Below are 19,486 nucleotides of genomic sequence, written 5' to 3'. Positions count from 1 at the left end.
GCTAGTTATTTACGAAAACGGGCGGAGTCTACCAGAATCTATGCACGATGCAAATGAATTCCCACTAGCTAAATTATTAATAATGACGAGTACTTTTTTGAATGCTGATTGTGAGGTCATGAGTAGGCTATTACCGCAATATGGATGAATTATACGTTTACAACACGACATAGCTTGGTCGGCAGAAAGAGCTGCGCATAGCCTTCTATACTGCCACTATGGTAAACTTGACCCAATTGAAGTTTGTAGGGTGATACGCGTTAGCGAATATCATCTTTTTATATAAGTACGTAGGTATCACAGGCATGCTCGAGAATATTCGCATTATTTTAGTTAACACTTCTCACACTGGAAACATAGGCTCGACAGCGCGTGCTATGAAAACCATGGGGCTGAGCAGCTTATACCTTGTTGATCCAGTGAACGAGCCCGACGGTCAAGCCAGTGCGTTGGCGGCAGGGGCTGGTGATGTCCTTGCTAACGCGAAAATCGTGAACACGTTGGAAGAAGCGGTGAAAGACTGTGGTTTGGTGGTAGGTACGTCGGCACGTTCGCGTACACACTCGTGGCCTATGCTCGGGCCGCGTGATTGCGGCGAGAAGCTTGTTCAAGAAGTAGAAAAATATCCGGTAGCTTTAGTATTCGGCCGTGAGAACAGTGGGTTAACTAACGAAGAATTACAGCAATGTCACTTCCATATGTGCATTCCAGCCAACCCTGAATATAGCTCTCTTAACCTAGCAGCAGCAGTGCAAACACTGTGTTATGAGATTCGCATGGCGTATTTAAATCGTGAAACCTATCCAAGCGTTGAAGAAGAATACCCGCTAAATGACGATCTAGAGCGTTTTTATACCCATTTGGAAACAACGCTTGAAGGCACGTCTTTTATACGTAAAAGCCACCCAGGTGTGGTGATGACTAAGCTACGCCGCTTGTTTAACCGAGCACGTCCTGAATCTCAAGAGCTAAATATTTTGCGCGGTATATTGGCGTCTATCGACAAATCGGTGAAGAATGCTAACTTAGGCGACGCAGACCCTGCACCAGCGATAGAAGAAAAAGAGTAAACTCTATGTTCGCCCGTATTAAAGACGATATCAAAGGTGTTTTTCATCGCGACCCTGCGGCCAGGAACACCTTTGAAGTACTCACCAACTATCCTGGCCTTCATGCAGTGTGGCTACATCGAATTAGCCACAAGTTGTGGAAGGCAGGGTGGAAATGGTTGGCGCGCACCTTATCAACTTTTAGTCGTTGGCTTACGGGTATAGAAATTCATCCAGGGGCAACGTTGGGGCGGCGGGTATTTATCGATCACGGAATGGGCGTAGTCATCGGTGAAACCGCAGAAATTGGCGACGATGTCACCCTTTACCATGGTGTTACCCTTGGTGGAACAAGCTGGAGAGCAGGAAAACGCCATCCAACCCTTAAAAAAGGTGCCGTGGTTGGCGCCGGTGCCAAAGTATTAGGGCCGATTACCATTGGTGAAAACGCCAAAGTAGGGTCTAATTCTGTAGTTGTAAAAGATATTCCAGATGGCGCTACAGCAGTTGGCATTCCAGGGCGTATTATTATTTCTAAGCAAAAAGAGATGAATGCGTCGGTCAACCCTCAGCGAGATAAAATTGCCCAAAAATATGGTTTTGATGCCTATGCAGTCGCGCCAGATAACCCTGACCCAGTGGCTAATGCTATGGGCATAATGCTTGAGCATATGCATCAGATGGATACAAAAGTTGAGGAAATGTGCAAGGTCATTCAGTCATTGGGTGGCGATGTGTGTACTGATAACTTACACAACATTAGCGCTGAAGATTTCGCAGATACGGGCTTTGACTTAACCGAAACCCAAGAGCGAGAAAAGGCTCATTCTTCGTTCGACCCAGCAATTTAACTTAAAATAATACGTCTAATAGTGATTTAATCATTAAACGTCCACCCCGGTAATTTTTGTGTAATACGAACAAGGAAGTGCATGTATGTTGATTGGTATTCTGAAAATCCTCCCTCTTATTCCATGTACATTCTACGAATGCACAACTAGTGAAACTTACAACCCCGTGAAAGAAGAAAATAGTCAGGTGCAAAGCTTGGAAGAGCAAGCTGAATACTTTCTTCAACAGGGACTTAATTATGAGATAGGTGAAGGGGTAAACATTGATTATATTGCAGCGAAAGAGCTTTACGAAAAAGCAGCATCATTAGGCTCAATTCAGGCCCTTCACAACTTAGGAAGTTTATACAACTGGGGAATGGGTGTTGATCAAGATAGAGCGACTGCGCTGTCTTTATGGGAGGAGGCTGCTTTTGCTGGGAACATGTATTCGTCTTTTAACATGGCAAACGCATTTCTTACTGGTAATGGACGAAATGAAAGTGAGGACCAAGCCCTCGATTACTATTTAGCATCTTACGAACAAGGTTATGAACCAGCAATCTGTCATTACGGGAATATCATGTCCAAGCGGAAGCCGGAAAATGTAATACGTATTGTTGAGTTAATGGAAGGTGCAGCTTTGTCAGGAGAGGTCCTGTGCACACAAGCTATTTCTTGGCTACTGTACGAGGGCTATGAACAGCATAATGATCCAGATAAACTATTGTATTGGAGTGAGTTTGGCGTTGAAACTGAAAACGCAGAGGCCACCTTTGTACAAGCTCTTATTTACGACTTCGGTGAGAAAGGCATAGAGGCCGACGCTGAAAAAGCAAAACAGGTCTATTTAAAAGCCGCAGCGCTGGGGCGAGAAAATGCCTTCGCTAACTTAGGTTTTATGTACGAAGTGGGTAAGTTTGGCAACAAAGATCCTATAACTGCTAAGTATTACTACGAAAAAGCAATAGAAGCTGATGAAGTTTGGGGTTACAACAACCTTGCTACTTTTTATCGCGAAGGAATTGGCAAAGAAGTTGACTACCACAAAGCACTTGAACTCTATTGGCAAGCGGCAGATAAAGGTAATTCATATGCTTATCGTAATTTAGCATTGATGTATCATTTAGGTAGTGGTGTAGAAGCAGATGCGTATGAAGCGGAGACTCTTTTTAAAAAGTCTATATCGCTTGGATATGATCAGTCTAAATTAGACTTGGCCAAGTTGTATCTAGATAGGAATCTCCCCCTGTACAATCGAAGTCTCGCATTAGACTACCTCTATGAATCTGTGAAAGATGGGATAAATTTTGCGCTTGAGACTTTAGCCGAGCAATTCAAAGAAGAGGAGCGCAAATGGTTTGTTGCATCAAAGGGGTCTGCCCAACTCGCGTTTGAATTTGCTGAGGTTTATAGCGAAGCTGATAATGTAGTAGAAGCGTGTAATTGGTACTTGGTCGCGTTTGAACGTAGGCACGAAGAATCGTACTTAAACCTACTTGATTGTGTCAGAGATAATAATCTACTCAATTCTCCTTTTAAAACTAACCTTGAAGTAGCTGAAAACTGGGCTGAATATCAAGGATGGAATGCCGACTCGTTAATTGGTGAGCTCTATTATTATGGTATTAGCGTAGCTAAAGATAAATTGATAGCTGCGAGCTTTTTCGAGCGCGCACATCAGTCGAGTAATGACTCGATAGCTCAATTCAAATTGGGGATGATGTATATAAATGGTGATGGTGTTGCTCAAGATGAAGGGTTAGGAAGGCAATACTTTGAGCTTTCAAGTAAGCAAGGGGTAAGTGCAGCATTTAGAGAATTAGCCAACGTTTATCGTAAAGGCAAGGGAGTTTCTATCGATTTATCGACTGCTTTCCAGTACGCGAAAAAGGCTGCGGAATTCGTCGATGATGCGGGTTCAGCATATTTATATGCCGAGATGCTGCTCAACGGCGAAGGGGTTGAGAGAGACATTTCACTAGCTGTAGACTGGTTTGATAGGGCTATTCAATTAGGCCACTATAAAGCGCAATGTAAATTGGGAAGTGTTTTGGATAATTTTCATCAAAATCAGAATGATAAAGTCCGTGCTGCGCAATTGCTTGAGCACTGCTAACTAGTAAAGCTGGAAGACCTCTAATTTTTATTTTGAAACTCAGGCATACTTGCAATATATGCTTACTACGCCAAATATTGTCGTCGCTCCTTAAACTATTCGACATTAAACTACTATGGTATGAATACGTTGTCGCTCATAGATGTGAGTGAGTATATATTGACAATGTACCCTTAATGCATCTCTTTGGGGTAAAGTTTACTGTCTCCTTGGGGGAAACGTGCAAAAAAACGCGCCATTGTTAGATGTCTTAATCATAGGAGCGGGTATTTCAGGTATTGGCTGTGCATATCACATTCAAAACAAATGCCCCGGCCTGTCGTATTCTATTATAGAAGCCCGAGGAGATTTGGGCGGAACCTGGGACTTATTTAAATATCCTGGTATACGTTCTGATTCCGATTTATTTACCTTTGGGTACGACTTCAAGCCATGGAAAGAGAAAAAGGCTATTGCTGATGGCGACTCGATAAAAGCCTATGTTGACGAAACCGCTACTGAAAATGGGATCAAGGAGCATATACGCTTTTTGACAAGGGTTGTGGATTTAGACTGGCAAAGCGATAAGAAATATTGGCGAGTAACGTTAAAGTCAGAAGAAAGCGGACAGCATGAACACATCGCTGCAAGATGGATATTTAATGCATCAGGTTATTACCGCTATGACAAAGGTTATACCCCAAATTTTAAGGAGCAATCCCGCTTCAAAGGGCAAATTGTCCACCCTCAGCATTGGCCCGAAGATCTGGAATACGAAAACAAACGCGTAGTGGTGATAGGCAGCGGTGCTACAGCGGTAACCTTGGTTCCCGCATTAGCGAAAACAGCCGGCCATGTGACTATGCTCCAGAGAACACCCTCCTATATTTTACCGGTACCCGTTGATGATCCAATCGCAAAATATTTACGTGGGTGGTTTAGCGAAGATATAGCGTTCAAGGCCGCACGTCGGTTTAACATTGCTAAACAGCGCTGGGTATACGCGTTTTGTCAGCGCTTTCCGCATCGTGCGCGCAAAATAATACGCAGTCTTAATGCAAAGATGTTACCCGAAGGGTATCCGGTAGATGTGCACTTTAACCCTCCCTATAACCCTTGGGAACAGAGACTTTGCGCAGTACCAGGTGGTGATTTATTCGATTCAATTTCAAATGGAAAAGCATCTGTTGAAACAGATACGATAGATACGTTTACCAAATCGGGCATTAAACTTAATTCGGGGCAGCATATAGATGCAGATATTATTGTAACGGCTACAGGCTTAAACCTTCTGCCATTAGGAGGATTAGTCCCTAAAATAGATGGCAAAGCCGTTTCGCTTCCCGAGTGCGTCACGTACAAAGGTATGTTACTCAGTAACGTGCCTAACTTTGCTATTGCTGTGGGGTATACATCTTCATCATGGACCTTAAAGATAGGTCTGTTGTGTGAGCATTTTACTAGGCTATTGAACTATATGGGGCACCAAGATTATGTACAATGTACACCTGTTGTCGAACCGAACATGGCAACACAGCCACTGCTTAACTTCGGGGCCGGATACATTCAGCGTTCATTAGATACGTTGCCACGGCAGGGCACGCGCTATCCTTGGTCAATGTCGTTCAATTATGCGGAAGATGTGAAGATCTTTCGAAAAGGCCGTGTAGACGATCCGGCACTGAAATTTGAATAAGTTTCTGCCCACCCCGAAAACAGAGTTATCAATAACAGAGAAAGTGAAATGAGCTTAGCCCAGCATAATGAGCAATTCGTAACGCTTAATAACGGCGATAAATTTTGCTATGCCGAACATGGTAGTGACAATAGTGAAACAATCATTCTTATTGTTGGACTGGGTCTCCAGCTGGTTTACTGGCCAAAAGCGTTAATAGAGCGTCTGGTAGCCGGTGGTTTTCGTGTTATTTGCTTTGACAATCGTGATGCAGGAAAGTCCGTACGCAGCAGCACGCCGCACCCTAATCTTCTTCAACAGTTAAGAGGCAAGGCACCTAAGGGCGCTTACGGACTGGAGCGTATGGCTGAAGACACTGCCCAGCTTTTAGCGGAGCTAAATATTGAAAGCGCGCATATTGCTGGAATGTCTATGGGAGGGATGATTGCGCAAACGCTCGCGAGCCTACACCCGGAAAAAGTGCAATCTTTGACGTCTATTTTCTCTACCACTGGGAGTCGAAAAGTCGGTCAGCCGTCGTATTCAACGCTATGGCGGCTGGCAAGAGCAAAAACTCCAGTAAATGAAAATGATGCAGTTAGGAACTATAAAGCAATGATGACCCATATAGGCGATGCTGCGGCTGAAGATGCCATAAACCAATGGCATCAATATGCGCGATTGGCATGGCAGCGCAACGGTGGTAAGAGTGACGCAAAAGCCATGTTTCGACAAATAGGTGCGATCATGAAATCGGGTGACCGAACGTTAATGCTTCAGAATGTCAAAGCACCAACGTTAGTGATACACGGAGATGTCGATCGTATGGTTCACCCAACGGGTGGTGCAGCAACTGCTAAAGCTATATCTGGCGCCAAGCATCAGGTTCTTCAGGGATTGCGCCATCAAATAGATAATATCCAGTCACATCGAATAGCAGACAGTATTCTTGCTCATATCCACCTAAATGCTAACGGTAAGCGTACACGGTAGCTGTAAATTTTTAAGTATGGAATAAACACGCGTTATACGACGCGAGCAAGAATCGAAACGCCGCCGCAGCGTATGTCTGGCATGCCCTGTAGCTTGAGCTACATCCCTAATGAAGAAAAGCGATTACACGCATCAATAATACTTGACTAATTTACTAGGTCTTATACTTGACCATTTTAGTCGGGTATGTGAAAATTCCTACAGTACAAAACGGCGGAGGAATCCAAATGAAACTCACTTCTAAAGGGCGCTATGCGGTAACCGCAATGCTTGATGTCGCTTTGCATTCAAAGCGTGGTCCAGTGCCTCTTGCCGACATTTCAGAACGACAAGAAATTTCTTTATCTTACCTTGAACAGCTTTTTTCTCGATTGCGTAAAGAGCAATTGGTAGACAGTGTTCGCGGGCCAGGTGGCGGTTATTTATTGGGTCGCGAAGCGAGTGATATTGCAATAGGTGAAGTCATTCGCGCCGTCGATGAGTCCATTGATGCCACGCGCTGTCAGGGACAAGCCGACTGCCAAGGCGGCGATCGCTGTCTAACGCATAGCTTGTGGCAAGACCTAAGTGATCGCATCGCTGCGTTTTTAAATTCAATTACGCTGGGCGAATTAATGGCTAAGCGTGATGTGCAGGAAGTGGCCGGCCGTCAAGACGGCAATGCATCACTTCGTCATATAACTAAAGATATCGAAGTTAGTATTCAACTTTAAATTGGTATTGAGTAACGCATGGCTTTATCAACACCCATTTACTTAGACTACGCAGCAACGACACCGGTAGATCCAAGTGTGGCCGAGGCGATGGCAAAATGCTTAACGCTAGAAGGTAACTTTGGTAATCCGGCTTCTCGTAGCTACCGCATTGGCTGGATGGCTGAAGAGGCGGTAGATGTTGCTAGAAATCAGATTAGCGACGCGCTGAATTGCGACCCTAGAGAGATTGTCTTCACATCTGGCGCAACTGAGTCAAATAACCTTGCTATTAAAGGTATTGCGCAAGGCTATGCCGAAAAAGGCAAACATATTGTTACTGTTAATACCGAGCACAAAGCGGTATTAGATACCTGTGAGTTTTTAGAAAGCCAAGGCTTTGAAGTTACGTACCTTGAAGTAAAGTCAAACGGATTAATTGACCTAAAAGAACTTGCAGACGCGTTGCGTGAAGACACTATTTTAGTATCTGTTATGCACGTTAACAACGAGCTTGGTGTTATCCAAGACATTCAAGCCATTGGACAACTTTGTCGCGACAAGGGCGTGTTTTTTCACGTAGATGGCGCACAAAGTGTGGGTAAGATAGCGATTGATTTAGCTGAGCTCCCGGTAGATTTACTGTCTATATCGGCCCATAAGATTTACGGCCCGAAAGGTATGGGAGCTTTGTATGTGCGCCGTCGCCCGAAAATTAATGTCGTGGCGCAAATTCATGGCGGTGGCCACGAGCGCGGCATGCGCTCGGGCACCTTAGCCACCCACCAAATTGTGGGGTTGGGTGAGGCTATTGCACTGGCGTCGTCAAAAATGGATGAAGACAGTGCGCGCATCTTAAAACTGCGTGAATCGCTGTGGCAGGGTCTTCAACAGCTTGATGATATTTATTTGAACGGAGATGCCACGCAGCGCATTCCAGGCATCTTAAACGTGAGTTTTGCAGGTATAGACGGCGAAAGCTTGATGATGGGGCTAAACGACATTGCCGTATCTTCAGGTTCGGCGTGTACGTCAGCGAGTTTAGAGCCTTCTTATGTACTAAAAGCCATCGGCCGCAGTAATGAGCTGGCTCATGCAGGTATACGTTTTAGCGTAGGCCGCTTTACGACCCAAGAAGACATTGATTACGTAGTAAACAAAGTGGTTGATGTAACTACACGACTGCGCCATGCGGTCTTAGCATAAGCGCTTTTATAGTCGTTTAGCTAGGTGTTTAACTAAGCGCTAAAAACAGAGCTTTGTGTAGAGTTCGAACAACCATTAGAGCGTAGGTTTGAGCAAGCGTTATTGTTCGGAACAAGGCGTAGGTTGTGTTAACACATTCTATTGATTTTAGGGAATGTGGACGAAAATTAATGTGCGCTTGAAGGAAATTGAGCTTCAAGCAGCGTTTAGAACATGTAAGTGGCCATAAATTAATGGCTGAATATTTGAGTGAAATAGTCGGGTATTATATACTACGGCACCAAAATTTTAGGCTGTCCGCAATGTAACTGGCAGTTTCAATAATTCTGTTTGGGCGTAAATCCAAATAAATGAAGTTGTTGAAGTTGAATGTCTATATAAATTACCAAGACCGTGGGGTGATTTATTTGCCAGTTAAGCAGAAAGGTTAGTGGCAGCAAATGCAGGCAAACAAGTGAGATCCCAACATGAGTGAACAGATCGAACAGGCGTTAGAAAGAAAGTACGATGCAGGTTTCTATTCAGAAATCGAGTCTGAAACGTTTGAAAGCGGCCTGGACGAGTCGGTTATCCGCCGCATATCAGCAATGAAGAACGAGCCTGAATGGATGCTTGAATGGCGTTTGAAGTCTTATCATGCATGGCTAGAGATGGAAGAGCCGGATTGGGCGCACGTCGACTATCCAAAAATTGACTATCAAGCCATCTCTTACTACTCGGCACCAAAGAGTATGAAAGACAAACCTCAGTCGTTAGACGAGGTGGACCCAGAGCTACTGCGCACCTACGAAAAACTCGGTATTCCGCTGCACGAGCAAGAAATGTTGGCGGGCGTTGCTGTAGATGCGGTATTCGATTCGGTATCGGTTGTTACAACATTCCGTGAGAAGCTTGAAGAGGCTGGTGTTATCTTCTGTCCAATTTCTGAAGCGGTTCAGAAGTATCCTGACCTTGTTAAAAAACACATTGGCTCAGTAGTTCCGCGCACAGACAACTACTTCGCTGCGCTAAACAGCGCCGTATTTACTGATGGTTCATTTGTTTATATTCCAAAAGGCACACGTTGCCCAATGGAGCTATCTACCTATTTCCGTATAAATGAAATGAATACAGGTCAGTTTGAGCGTACTTTGATTGTTGCTGATGAAGGCAGTTATGTGAGCTACCTTGAAGGGTGTACTGCTCCGCAACGTGATGAGAACCAGCTGCACGCGGCGGTGGTTGAGCTTGTTGCAATGGATGATTCTCAAATTAAGTACTCGACGGTACAAAACTGGTACCCTGGCGACGAGAACGGTAAAGGCGGTATTTACAACTTCGTGACTAAGCGTGGTATTGCACATACTAATGCAAAAATTTCGTGGACACAGGTAGAAACAGGCTCTGCGGTTACGTGGAAATACCCAAGCTGTGTACTTAAAGGCGACAATAGCGTAGGCGAGTTCTACTCAGTAGCACTTACTCGCGGTCGTCAGCAGGCTGATACCGGCACTAAGATGATCCATGTGGGCAAAAACACTAGGTCGACCATCATTTCTAAAGGTATATCAGCAGGGAATAGTAACAATGCCTATCGCGGGTTAGTCCAAATGGGCCCGCGCGCAGACGGTGCACGTAACTTTACCGAATGTGACTCGTTACTTATCGGTGATAAATGTGGTGCGCACACGTTCCCGTATATCGAAAGCCGTAACCCTTCAGCTATTGTTGAACACGAAGCAACAACATCGAAGGTGAGCGACGAACAATTATTTTTGTGTCAGCAACGTGGCTTAGACACGGAAAAAGCCGTTTCTATGATTGTTAACGGTTTCTGTAAAGAAGTATTCAAAGAGCTGCCAATGGAATTTGCCGTAGAAGCCGGCAAGCTGCTCGAAATTAGTCTTGAAGGTTCAGTGGGGTAATCAATGCTTAGTATCAAGAATTTACATGCCAGCGTAGAAGAGAAAAACATCATTAAGGGTCTTAACCTTGAAGTTAAACCTGGTGAAGTACACGCTATCATGGGCCCCAATGGTGCCGGTAAAAGTACACTAGGTTACGTGCTATCTGGCCGTGACGGTTATGAAGTTAGCGAAGGCGAAGCAATGCTTAACGGCAAAGACCTACTTGAGCTTGACGTAGAAGAACGTGCCCGCGAAGGCCTTTTCCTTGCATTCCAATACCCAGTAGAAATTCCTGGCGTTAGCAACATGGAATTTATGAAAGAGTCGGTAAACGCTATGCGCGAAGAGCGTGGCGAAGAGCCTCTGTCAGCTGCTGAGTTTCTTAAAAAAGCGAAAGAAGCCTGTAAGCAAGTTCAGCTTCCATTAGACTTTTTAAAGCGTGGTGTGAACGAAGGTTTTTCTGGTGGTGAGAAGAAGCGTAACGAAATCATGCAGATGATTTTGCTAGAACCAAAACTTTGCATTCTAGATGAATCTGATTCAGGTCTTGACGTTGATGCATTGCAGGTTGTTGCAGATGGCGTTAACAGCCAACGCGACGGTGAGCGTAGCTTTATCGTGGTAACCCACTATCAGCGTCTTCTTGACTACATTAAGCCTGACTTTGTGCACATTCTTGCTGACGGCAAAATCGTAAAAAGCGGCGACGCGTCACTTGCACTAGAAGTAGAGAAGAGCGGTTATGCATTCCTAGGTAAAGCGTACGAGGAGGTCGAGGCATGAGTCAATGGCTAGAACAGGTCATTGATAGCGCACAGCGCGACGATTATTTATCGCCCGTGCGTCAACAGGCCTTAACACAGTTAAAAGCTGACGGCTGGCCAGCGCGCAGAAGTGAGAGCTGGCGTTTTACTCCACTCACGCCTGTAGAAAAGCGTGAAGCGAAACAAGCTGTTCAAGCAGACAGCCTGCCAGTTCCAGCAATAGACAACCTGAATGCTATCGACTTAATTTTCGTTGATGGCGTATTGGTCACGCAAGTAAACACCCTGGATGTACCTGCGGGCATGACAATTACGTCGCTTAATACCGACGATGCAGCTACGCAGCAAGCTATTAGCAGTGTTTACGGTCAAGTTAAACCAACCCGTCATATGTTCGGTTTGGTGAATGACGCGCTTTGCCAACATGGTATATTTATTAATGTTGAAGCTGGCGTAAAAATTGATACACCGGTACGCATCGTGAACATGGCTTCACAAAATGTCGATGCGCATACGCGTGTAGTAGTGAAAGTAGCAGAAGGTGCGAGCGCCACTGTTATAGAGCAAGGTTTTGGTGATACTGAAAGCTTAACCACCGCGTTTGCTGAATATGATTTAGCCGATGATGCGCATTTAGAGCACTATCGTTTTGCTATGTTCACAGACAAGGCAAAGCAGCTAGGTGGCAGCCACTTCAAACTACATAACCGCACCACGCTTAACAGCACTATGGTGGGCTATGGCAGTGAGCTTTCACGTTTAGATGTAGATATTCATCATGCCGGTGAATTTGCTGATGCGAAAATGAACGCCATCTATCTTCTGGCAGAGGGCGAGCTATTCGACCTTCACTCAACCATTGAGCACGCTATGCCAAATGGTACAACAGAAGAAAACGCGCGAGGTATTGTAGGTGATAAGGCACGTGCAGTATTTAATGGTCGTATTCATATTCATCGCGACGCACAAAAAACACTCGCTGAGCTTAATAACCGCAATCTATTGCTATCTCGCCGAGGCGTTATCAATACCAAGCCTGAGCTTGAGATTTATGCTGATGACGTAAAATGTGCCCACGGTGCGACAGTGGCAGAGATTGAAGAAGAAGCCCTGTACTACATGCTTACTCGTGGTATTTCTCGTAGTAAGGCCCTCGTTATGCTGAACTTTGGCTTTATCCAAGAGCTTATTAACGATGTGCCAAGCGTAGCCGTACGCGAGTGGATTGCGCCTATATTAAGCGAGCGTTTCGCCCAGATGGAGGTGAAATGAGCTTAGACGTTGCAGCACTTCGTGCCCAGTTTCCTATCTTATCGAAAACGGTAGACGGCAAACCGCTGGTATACCTTGATAACGCGGCAACAACACAAAAACCTCAGGCGGTGATCGACGCCTTGGTAGATTTTTACACGGGTACGAACGCAAACGTGCACCGCGGAGCGCATCATCTATCAGATGAAGCCACGCGCCGCTACGAAAATGCACGTACCAGCGTTGCTACGTTTATTAATGCGAGTGTTCGCGAAGAAGTTATTTGGACTGCCGGTACCACTGAAGCTATCAATATTGTCGCTAATGGTTTAAGTCAGCTTCTAGCTGAAGGCGATGAAGTGATGGTAACCGAGCTGGAGCACCATGCTAACTTGGTTACTTGGCAGCAGGCCTGCCGCCGCTCTGGTGCAACGCTAAATGTTGTGCCTATTTTTGATAGCGGTGAGCTTGATGTAGACGCTTTCGAAAGGTTGTTGTCTGAAAACACTAAATTGGTGGCATTCCCACACGTATCGAACGCGTTAGGCACGGTTAACCCTATTAAAGCACTTACCCAAAAAGCCAAAGCTGTTGGCGCATGGGTATTAGTAGATGGTGCACAAGGTATTGCCCACGGCGGCGTTGACGTACAAGACATTGGTTGTGACTTTTACGCATTTTCCGGGCATAAACTTTTCGGTCCAACAGGCATAGGCTGTTTGTGGGGCAAAAAAGAGGTGCTTGAAACCTGGCCAGTATGGCAGGTGGGCGGCGAGATGATCAAAGATGTGACTTACCATGAAGCTACATGGGGGGCATTGCCAAATCGTTTAGAAGCAGGTACGCCTAACATTGCTGGTGCCATTGGTATGGGTGCAGCAGTAGATTGGTTTAGCGCACTTGACGTTAACGCACTGCATGAACATGAACAGAAGCTACTTGCCTACGCTACCGAACAGGCAGAAGCCCTAGACGGCATGCGTATCATTGGTACAGCACCTAACAAAGTTGGGGTATTAAGCTTCTTACTTGAAGGGGCACACCCAGCGGACGTAGGCTTTATTTTAGATAGGCAAGGCGTTGCAATCCGTACCGGCGATAACTGCGCTCAGCCGCTAATGAAACGCTTTGGTATTCCGGGTACCGCCCGTGCGTCGTTCTCAATTTATAATACGCTTGAAGAAGTAGACAGCCTATTCGCTGCGCTTAAGAAAGCAAAAATGATGTTGGCCTAAGGAGGCATTATGAGTGTTGAAACTTTCGTACCTAGTACAAAGCTCATTACGCTAACTGACAGTGCCGTTAAGCATTTCGAAAGTAAGCTTAAAGACAAGCCTGGTCAGTTAATTCGTTTATCGACAAAAGTAAGCGGCTGTACGGGTTATGCTTACGTACTCGATTTCGCTGATGGCGCACAAGCAGGGGATGAAATCGTAGAGATTTCTCCAATTGTAAATGTGGCAGTAGCAGCTGATGCAACAGACCTTTTGCGTAATACAGAAATTGATTACGTTACTGAAGGTGTGAACGGCATAATTAAGTACAACAACCCTAATGTGGTTGATGAATGTGGGTGTGGCGAGAGCTTCAACGTAGGCTAACGCCTGCGTTTTTAATCCACAAATAGTATTACCAAGAGTACAAAATCGTTTATGAAGCAAAAAATGGTGACCACCGAGCGCGAATGTAAGGCACGCTTGGTTCCTGCAGGCAATCCCACCGTTATACCTGAAGGTGAGTTTGTCAATATCACGCAAGAGCTTGGTGGTAATTACACCGTAACCTGGCGTGGTAATATGTACCGTATTGATGGTACCGACGCTGGCGCAATTGGCCGTAAAGCCATGACACTAAGCTTTGACGCTCCCGAAGACGGGAACATCAGTGAACAGCAAGTGTGGGATGCTTTAGAAACTATTTATGACCCTGAAATTCCAATTAACCTTGTGTCGCTTGGCCTTATCTATAAAGTGGATATAGATCAAACAACAGGTGCAGTAAATATCGATATGACACTTACAGCACCTGGCTGTGGTATGGGGCCAGTTTTGGTTGGCGATGTGGAATATCGTGTGGCCATGGTTCCTCATGTTAAAAACGTGAACGTTGAGTTGGTTTTCGACCCAGCTTGGTCACGAGACATGATGAGTGAAGAAGCGCAACTTGAAGCGGGTCTTTTCTTTTAGGCGGTTAATGTACCTCCTACCTATTATTCTTTTTACAAAATTACGGAAATAGCAATGCAACTACCTAGCAGTGACGAAATTATTGATGATTTAGCGTTCTTCGACGATTGGGAACAGCGTTATCAGTACATCATTGACTTAGGGAAATCTATTCCGGGGCTTGCAGAAGATGCCAAGACGCCAGAGCGACTCGTTAAGGGATGTCAAAGCAGCGTGTGGTTAGTCGAGTCTTACGACGGTAATAAAATTAACTTTGATGTAGACAGCGATGCCGTAATCGTTCAGGGTTTGCTAGCATTAGTATTAGCTGCGTACAATAGCAAGACGCCAGCAGATATCTTGGCGTTTGATATCGACGGTTATTTTGAAGCGTTAGATCTTGAGCGTCATATCACCCCAACGCGAGGCAATGGCTTACGTGCTATCGTGGGTAAAATTCAAGAGCTTGCAAAAGCTAACGCCTAAAACCTAATTCCTTATTGCTAGGTTAGTTATCCCACTTCACTTTAATTGTTGATAGCAACCATCGTGAGTGCAGATATTACTGGTTTAAAATATCTGCCTTCGCAAAATAAAGTAAACACTGTCATCATATTGTCATAGCTGGTGGGTTAATCTATTACTATATTGTCAGCAAAAACAACGCGTTACGCCTGATTTAAAAAGGCGCTGGTCAAGCCGTTATTAATTGCCTATAATTCGCGGCCAAAATTTAAAGACACATACACTATTTGTTTGGAGAGAGAACATGGCTCTTGAGCGTACTTTTTCGATTATCAAGCCTGATGCGGTAGCTAAAAACGTTATCGGTGCAATTTACAACCGTTTCGAATCTGCAGGTCTTCGCATCGTGGCATCTAAGATGATCCACATGAGCAAAGAGCAAGCAGAAGGCTTCTATGCAGAACACAAAGAGCGTCCTTTCTTTGGCGCACTTGTAGACTTCATGACGTCTGGTCCTGTTATGGTTCAAGTTCTAGAAGGCGAAAATGCAGTTCTAGCTAACCGTGAAATCATGGGCGCTACTAACCCAGCTGACGCAGCTGCAGGTACACTACGTTCAGACTACGCAGCGTCAATCGACGAAAATGCAGTTCACGGTTCTGACGCACCTGAGTCAGCAGCTCGCGAAATCGCATACTTCTTCTCTGAAGAAGAGATCTGCCCGCGTACTCGCTAAGATTACGCAGGTAGACAAAAAAACGGGGCCTTGGTGTCCCGTTTTTTTATCAAAAAGTAAAGATAAAAAGTAAGTCATATATTGTTTTATTCGTTGCTCATTTAGACTAGTTAAACCTCGCGTCTTGCGCATTGCTAAACTTAACGTTTCTCTGCGTTAAATCGGCTTTTTCTCGTATCTCATCTGTGGTAAAATCCGCACAAATTTTAATCAGCTTGTGTTCGTTACTCAAGACACAGTCGAATCGCTGATTTTTACACAGTATTTAGCAGTTAGAGGGGCATCCCTCGAAGGTAAAAGGGTCATCTTATTCATGGCAAAAACTAACTTATTAAACTTAAATCGCGATGGCTTGCGCAATTTCTTTAAGGAAATGGGCGAGAAGCCGTTTCGTGCCGACCAGGTAATGAAATGGATCTACCAGCACGGTGTCAGCGATTTTGAGGAAATGAGTAATCTCAACAAAAACCTTCGCGCGATGCTTATTGAAAATTGTGAAATAAAAGCGCCTGAAATCGCTTACTTCCAAGAAGCGAGCGACGGTACTATCAAGTTCGCACTTACCCTTGAAGGCGGTCAGGAAGTTGAATCTGTTTGGATCCCTGAAACAGACCGTGCGACGCTTTGTGTTTCATCACAGGTAGGTTGTGCGCTGGAGTGTACTTTCTGTTCAACAGCGCAACAGGGCTTTAACCGTAACCTAAGCGTGAGTGAGATTATCGGTCAGGTATGGCGCGTAGCTACCTTCCTTGGCCTTTCAAAAGACTCAAGCAAGCGCCCAATCACCAATGTAGTAATGATGGGCATGGGCGAGCCACTACTTAACCTTAAAAACGTAGTGCCAGCAATGGATATCATGCTTGATGACTTTGGTTTCGGTTTGTCTAAGCGCCGGGTTACGCTAAGCACATCTGGTGTTGTACCCGCCCTAGATATGTTGGGCGACCAAATTGATGTGGCCTTAGCTATATCACTGCATGCGCCAACGGATGAGTTGCGCAATGAAATTGTACCGGTTAATAAAAAATACAATATTGAAGCATTTTTAGCAGGTGTACGTCGCTATCTGGCTAAATCTAAAGCGAACCAAGGTCGCGTAACGGTTGAATACGTAATGCTTTCAAACATAAATGACAGCACTGAACAAGCGCATCAATTGGCAAAGGTATTAAAAGACACACCTAGTAAAATAAATTTAATACCTTTTAACCCATACCCGGGTTCGCCTTACACGTGTTCTAGCAACTCGCGCATCGACAGATTCTCAAAAGTGCTTATGGAATATGGATTTACCACTGTTGTGCGTAAAACCCGAGGCGATGATATTGACGCAGCGTGTGGTCAATTAGTGGGCGATGTAGTCGATAGAACGAAAAGATTGTTAAAAAAACAGGTGAAGGGCGAAGCAATTTCAGTAAAAATGGCCCAATAATCATTAAGATAATAGGGTAAGACTATGGTTGCAGGAATGCGGACTTCACTGAGAGCTAGTTTATTAAGCGCGGTTATATTAACCGCGGGTTGTGTCAGTAACAGCCAGTCAGGCTTGTATGGCGGTGACTTTGATCATGAAGAAGCCGCTAAGACGCGCACGTCTCTTGGTCTTACCTACCTTCAAAACAATAACTACACACAAGCCAAAAAGAATCTCGATAAGGCACTTGCGTTTAATCCCCGCTCTGCAGATGTTCAGTTTGCCATGGCGTATTACTACCAATTGGTAGGCGATAACCTCAGAGCCGAAGAGTATTACGAAACAGCCATCGAATTAGCGCCGAACAATGGTGATATTGCCAATAGTTACGGGGCGTTTAAATGTCAGAACGGTGAGTACGAAAAAGCCAAAGTTTATTTCTTTGATGCGATTAATAACCGTCTTTACGCGAATGCAGCGCAAACCTATGAAAATCTCGCCTTGTGTGCACAAAGCCAGGGACAACTCGATGAAGCAATTGGGTACTTTCAAGACGCACTACAGCATCAACCTGCCCGAGGTAAGAGTTTATTTCTGCTAAGTGAACTTTATACAGTTTCAGAACAGTGGGAACTAGCCGAGTCTACCCTTCGAAAGTATGAACGGGTTGCTAAAACGACACCTGGTTCATTGTGGTTGGCCCTTGAAATTGCGAAAGGCCAAGGCGATGTCGAAAAAGCTATAGGATATGGCGAGATGATGGAGTCTCTGTTTCCCGAGAGTGAATTGACAAAACGGTACATGGCACAACGCGAGAGCCTGCAAAACAAAATCACCAAGAAGGTTAAATCCACTTCTAATGAAGTGCCTACGCAGCTTGATACTGAGCGAGATAACCAACGAGTTGTTCAAGCAGGCCAAAGCGAAACGGCCAGTGAGTTGCCATCCTCCAATAAAGACATTGTTGAACATCAGGAAAGTATCGCTAGCGATGAGCAAACATCGACAGCAGGGGGCAACGATGAAGATAATAAGCAAAATACTGAATTATCTGCGCAAAGTGACAAATTCCATGTAGTAAAAGAAGGTGAAAACTTATATCGTATTTCTTTATTGCACAATATCAAAATGGCGACACTGCAACAGTGGAACAACCTTGAAAATACTGGCGCTATTATTGCTGGTCAGACGCTTTGGTTGGTACCACAGAGTATGCAGGAGGAATAAGGTTTAATGGTGTCAGAAGAAAAAGCGAATCAAGAAGTTACTTCGCCACAACAAGAAAATACGCCAAGTCCAGGGACAATGCTTAAAGCGCGCCGTGAAACGCTAGGTTTGTCTCAACAAGATGTTGCTGATAAATTGTTTTTAAAGGTCAAGCAAATCAACGAGTTGGAAAGCGATGTCGTCGACGAAAACTCGTCGGTTACTTTTACTAAAGGATACGTGAGAAATTATGCCAAACAATTAGGTATGAATTCTCATGACGTGATTGAAGCATTTGAGCGCTTCCACAATCAAACATCAGTTCCTTCATCGGAAAAGCTCCAAAGCTTCTCAAAGCGTGTCGCAAAACAGACACACGATGACCGTTGGATGATGGTGACATATGTTATTTTACTGTTAATCATCGCTGGGGTTGTAGTGTGGTGGTACCAACAGCCAAACGACGATGCGGTTTCCGAACTGCCTCTCAATGAAGCGGTTAAGCGAGAAGCGGCGAACACACCAATTTCTTCACGTGATAAAACGTTAAATAATTCACAAGAAGGTAATGAGTTTTCTCAAACAAATGAAGAGTTAAACTCTGTCTCAAACGACGTTGCATTAGCAGATTCCAATCGCAGAGCAAATGAGCAAGATAGTGGTTTTACCCAGGATGGCAGCTTAGACAGTGGGGCAATCTCGGCCCCTGATACTGCAGTGAATGACAGTAACAACTTAACTGCATTAGTTAATGCAGTAGATAGCGATAACGAACCTCAATCTGATATTGCCCTAAATACACAAAATGACGCAGCGCCAATATCAATGGTTTTCACCTTTGAAGATGACTGTTGGGTTAATATTAAAGACGCCTCTGGCGAGGCTATCGCCTACGGTGTAAAACAAAAAGGGCGTGTCATGGAAATTCAAGGCGTTCCTCCTGTTGAAGTTACGCTCGGCGCACCGGATAATGTGCGCATATCAGTTAACGGCGACGCTGTTGATATTTCTCCATATCAAAATGGTCAAACAGCTCGCTTCGTACTTCCTTTATAG

General features: G+C 44.8%; 18 protein-coding genes. All 18 read left to right on the top strand.

Annotation, left to right across the window (positions count from 1 at the left end):
• Window positions 1–305: 305 nt before the first annotated feature.
• The 18 genes from trmJ (at window position 306) to KL866_RS17590 (ending at window position 19,486) form a co-directional block, all read left to right on the top strand.
• Window positions 306–1,070 (top strand): tRNA (cytosine(32)/uridine(32)-2'-O)-methyltransferase TrmJ, encoded by a 765-nt coding sequence (gene trmJ / locus KL866_RS17675; RefSeq protein ID WP_025255926.1) that lies wholly within the window; start codon window positions 306–308, stop codon window positions 1,068–1,070.
• Between the two features lie 5 nt (window positions 1,071–1,075).
• The gene (gene cysE, locus KL866_RS17670) at window positions 1,076–1,900 is read left to right on the top strand and encodes a serine O-acetyltransferase (RefSeq protein ID WP_214996255.1); all 825 of its coding nucleotides are present in this window, start codon (window positions 1,076–1,078) and stop codon (window positions 1,898–1,900) included.
• An 85-nt stretch (window positions 1,901–1,985) separates the two neighbouring features.
• Complete coding sequence (locus tag KL866_RS17665) at window positions 1,986–3,998, top strand: tetratricopeptide repeat protein (RefSeq protein ID WP_214996252.1); 2,013 nt, start codon at window positions 1,986–1,988, stop codon at window positions 3,996–3,998.
• Between the two features lie 220 nt (window positions 3,999–4,218).
• Window positions 4,219–5,673 (top strand): NAD(P)/FAD-dependent oxidoreductase, encoded by a 1,455-nt coding sequence (locus KL866_RS17660; protein WP_214996250.1) that lies wholly within the window; start codon window positions 4,219–4,221, stop codon window positions 5,671–5,673.
• A 48-nt stretch (window positions 5,674–5,721) separates the two neighbouring features.
• Window positions 5,722–6,645 carry an alpha/beta fold hydrolase gene (locus KL866_RS17655; protein WP_214996248.1) on the top strand — a complete coding sequence of 308 codons (924 nt, stop codon included), beginning with the start codon at window positions 5,722–5,724 and terminating at the stop codon, window positions 6,643–6,645.
• A gap of 227 nt (window positions 6,646–6,872) precedes the next feature.
• Window positions 6,873–7,358, top strand: coding sequence for a Fe-S cluster assembly transcriptional regulator IscR (gene iscR, locus KL866_RS17650; protein WP_179984062.1), 486 nt, complete (start codon window positions 6,873–6,875; stop codon window positions 7,356–7,358).
• A gap of 18 nt (window positions 7,359–7,376) precedes the next feature.
• On the top strand, window positions 7,377–8,543 hold the full coding sequence (locus KL866_RS17645; RefSeq protein ID WP_025255920.1) for an IscS subfamily cysteine desulfurase: 1,167 nt from the start codon (window positions 7,377–7,379) through the stop codon (window positions 8,541–8,543).
• A gap of 467 nt (window positions 8,544–9,010) precedes the next feature.
• Window positions 9,011–10,447: a Fe-S cluster assembly protein SufB gene (gene sufB / locus KL866_RS17640; RefSeq protein ID WP_214996246.1), complete on the top strand. Its 1,437-nt coding sequence runs from the start codon at window positions 9,011–9,013 to the stop codon at window positions 10,445–10,447.
• Window positions 10,448–10,450: 3 nt separating this feature from the next.
• The gene (sufC, locus tag KL866_RS17635) at window positions 10,451–11,212 is read left to right on the top strand and encodes a Fe-S cluster assembly ATPase SufC (RefSeq protein ID WP_025255918.1); all 762 of its coding nucleotides are present in this window, start codon (window positions 10,451–10,453) and stop codon (window positions 11,210–11,212) included.
• Window positions 11,209–12,465, top strand: a complete 1,257-nt coding sequence (gene sufD / locus KL866_RS17630; RefSeq protein WP_214996244.1) for a Fe-S cluster assembly protein SufD — start codon at window positions 11,209–11,211, stop codon at window positions 12,463–12,465. Before sufC ends, sufD begins: the two co-directional genes overlap by 4 nt.
• Window positions 12,462–13,679 (top strand): aminotransferase class V-fold PLP-dependent enzyme, encoded by a 1,218-nt coding sequence (locus KL866_RS17625; protein WP_025255916.1) that lies wholly within the window; start codon window positions 12,462–12,464, stop codon window positions 13,677–13,679. Before sufD ends, KL866_RS17625 begins: the two co-directional genes overlap by 4 nt.
• Before the next feature lie 9 nt (window positions 13,680–13,688).
• The gene (locus tag KL866_RS17620) at window positions 13,689–14,045 is read left to right on the top strand and encodes an iron-sulfur cluster assembly accessory protein (RefSeq protein WP_025255915.1); all 357 of its coding nucleotides are present in this window, start codon (window positions 13,689–13,691) and stop codon (window positions 14,043–14,045) included.
• A 51-nt stretch (window positions 14,046–14,096) separates the two neighbouring features.
• Window positions 14,097–14,630 (top strand): putative Fe-S cluster assembly protein SufT, encoded by a 534-nt coding sequence (sufT, locus tag KL866_RS17615; RefSeq protein WP_025255914.1) that lies wholly within the window; start codon window positions 14,097–14,099, stop codon window positions 14,628–14,630.
• Between the two features lie 54 nt (window positions 14,631–14,684).
• A complete protein-coding gene (locus KL866_RS17610) occupies window positions 14,685–15,095 on the top strand; it encodes a SufE family protein (RefSeq protein ID WP_025255913.1) in 411 nt (136 codons plus the stop codon).
• 283 nt (window positions 15,096–15,378) lie between these two features.
• Entirely contained in the window at window positions 15,379–15,810 is a 432-nt protein-coding gene (gene ndk / locus KL866_RS17605) for a nucleoside-diphosphate kinase (protein WP_012519000.1), read from the top strand.
• 313 nt (window positions 15,811–16,123) lie between these two features.
• The gene (locus KL866_RS17600) at window positions 16,124–17,242 is read left to right on the top strand and encodes a bifunctional tRNA (adenosine(37)-C2)-methyltransferase TrmG/ribosomal RNA large subunit methyltransferase RlmN (RefSeq protein ID WP_025255912.1); all 1,119 of its coding nucleotides are present in this window, start codon (window positions 16,124–16,126) and stop codon (window positions 17,240–17,242) included.
• A gap of 24 nt (window positions 17,243–17,266) precedes the next feature.
• Entirely contained in the window at window positions 17,267–18,451 is a 1,185-nt protein-coding gene (pilW, locus tag KL866_RS17595) for a type IV pilus biogenesis/stability protein PilW (protein ID WP_025255911.1), read from the top strand.
• Window positions 18,452–18,457: 6 nt separating this feature from the next.
• Window positions 18,458–19,486: a RodZ domain-containing protein gene (locus tag KL866_RS17590; protein ID WP_214996242.1), complete on the top strand. Its 1,029-nt coding sequence runs from the start codon at window positions 18,458–18,460 to the stop codon at window positions 19,484–19,486.

This window comes from Alteromonas sp. ALT199 (assembly GCF_018619335.1).
Classification (GTDB): domain Bacteria; phylum Pseudomonadota; class Gammaproteobacteria; order Enterobacterales; family Alteromonadaceae; genus Alteromonas.
Note: the sequence above shows the minus strand (reverse complement) of the source record. Positions and strands in the feature narration are given on the sequence as shown.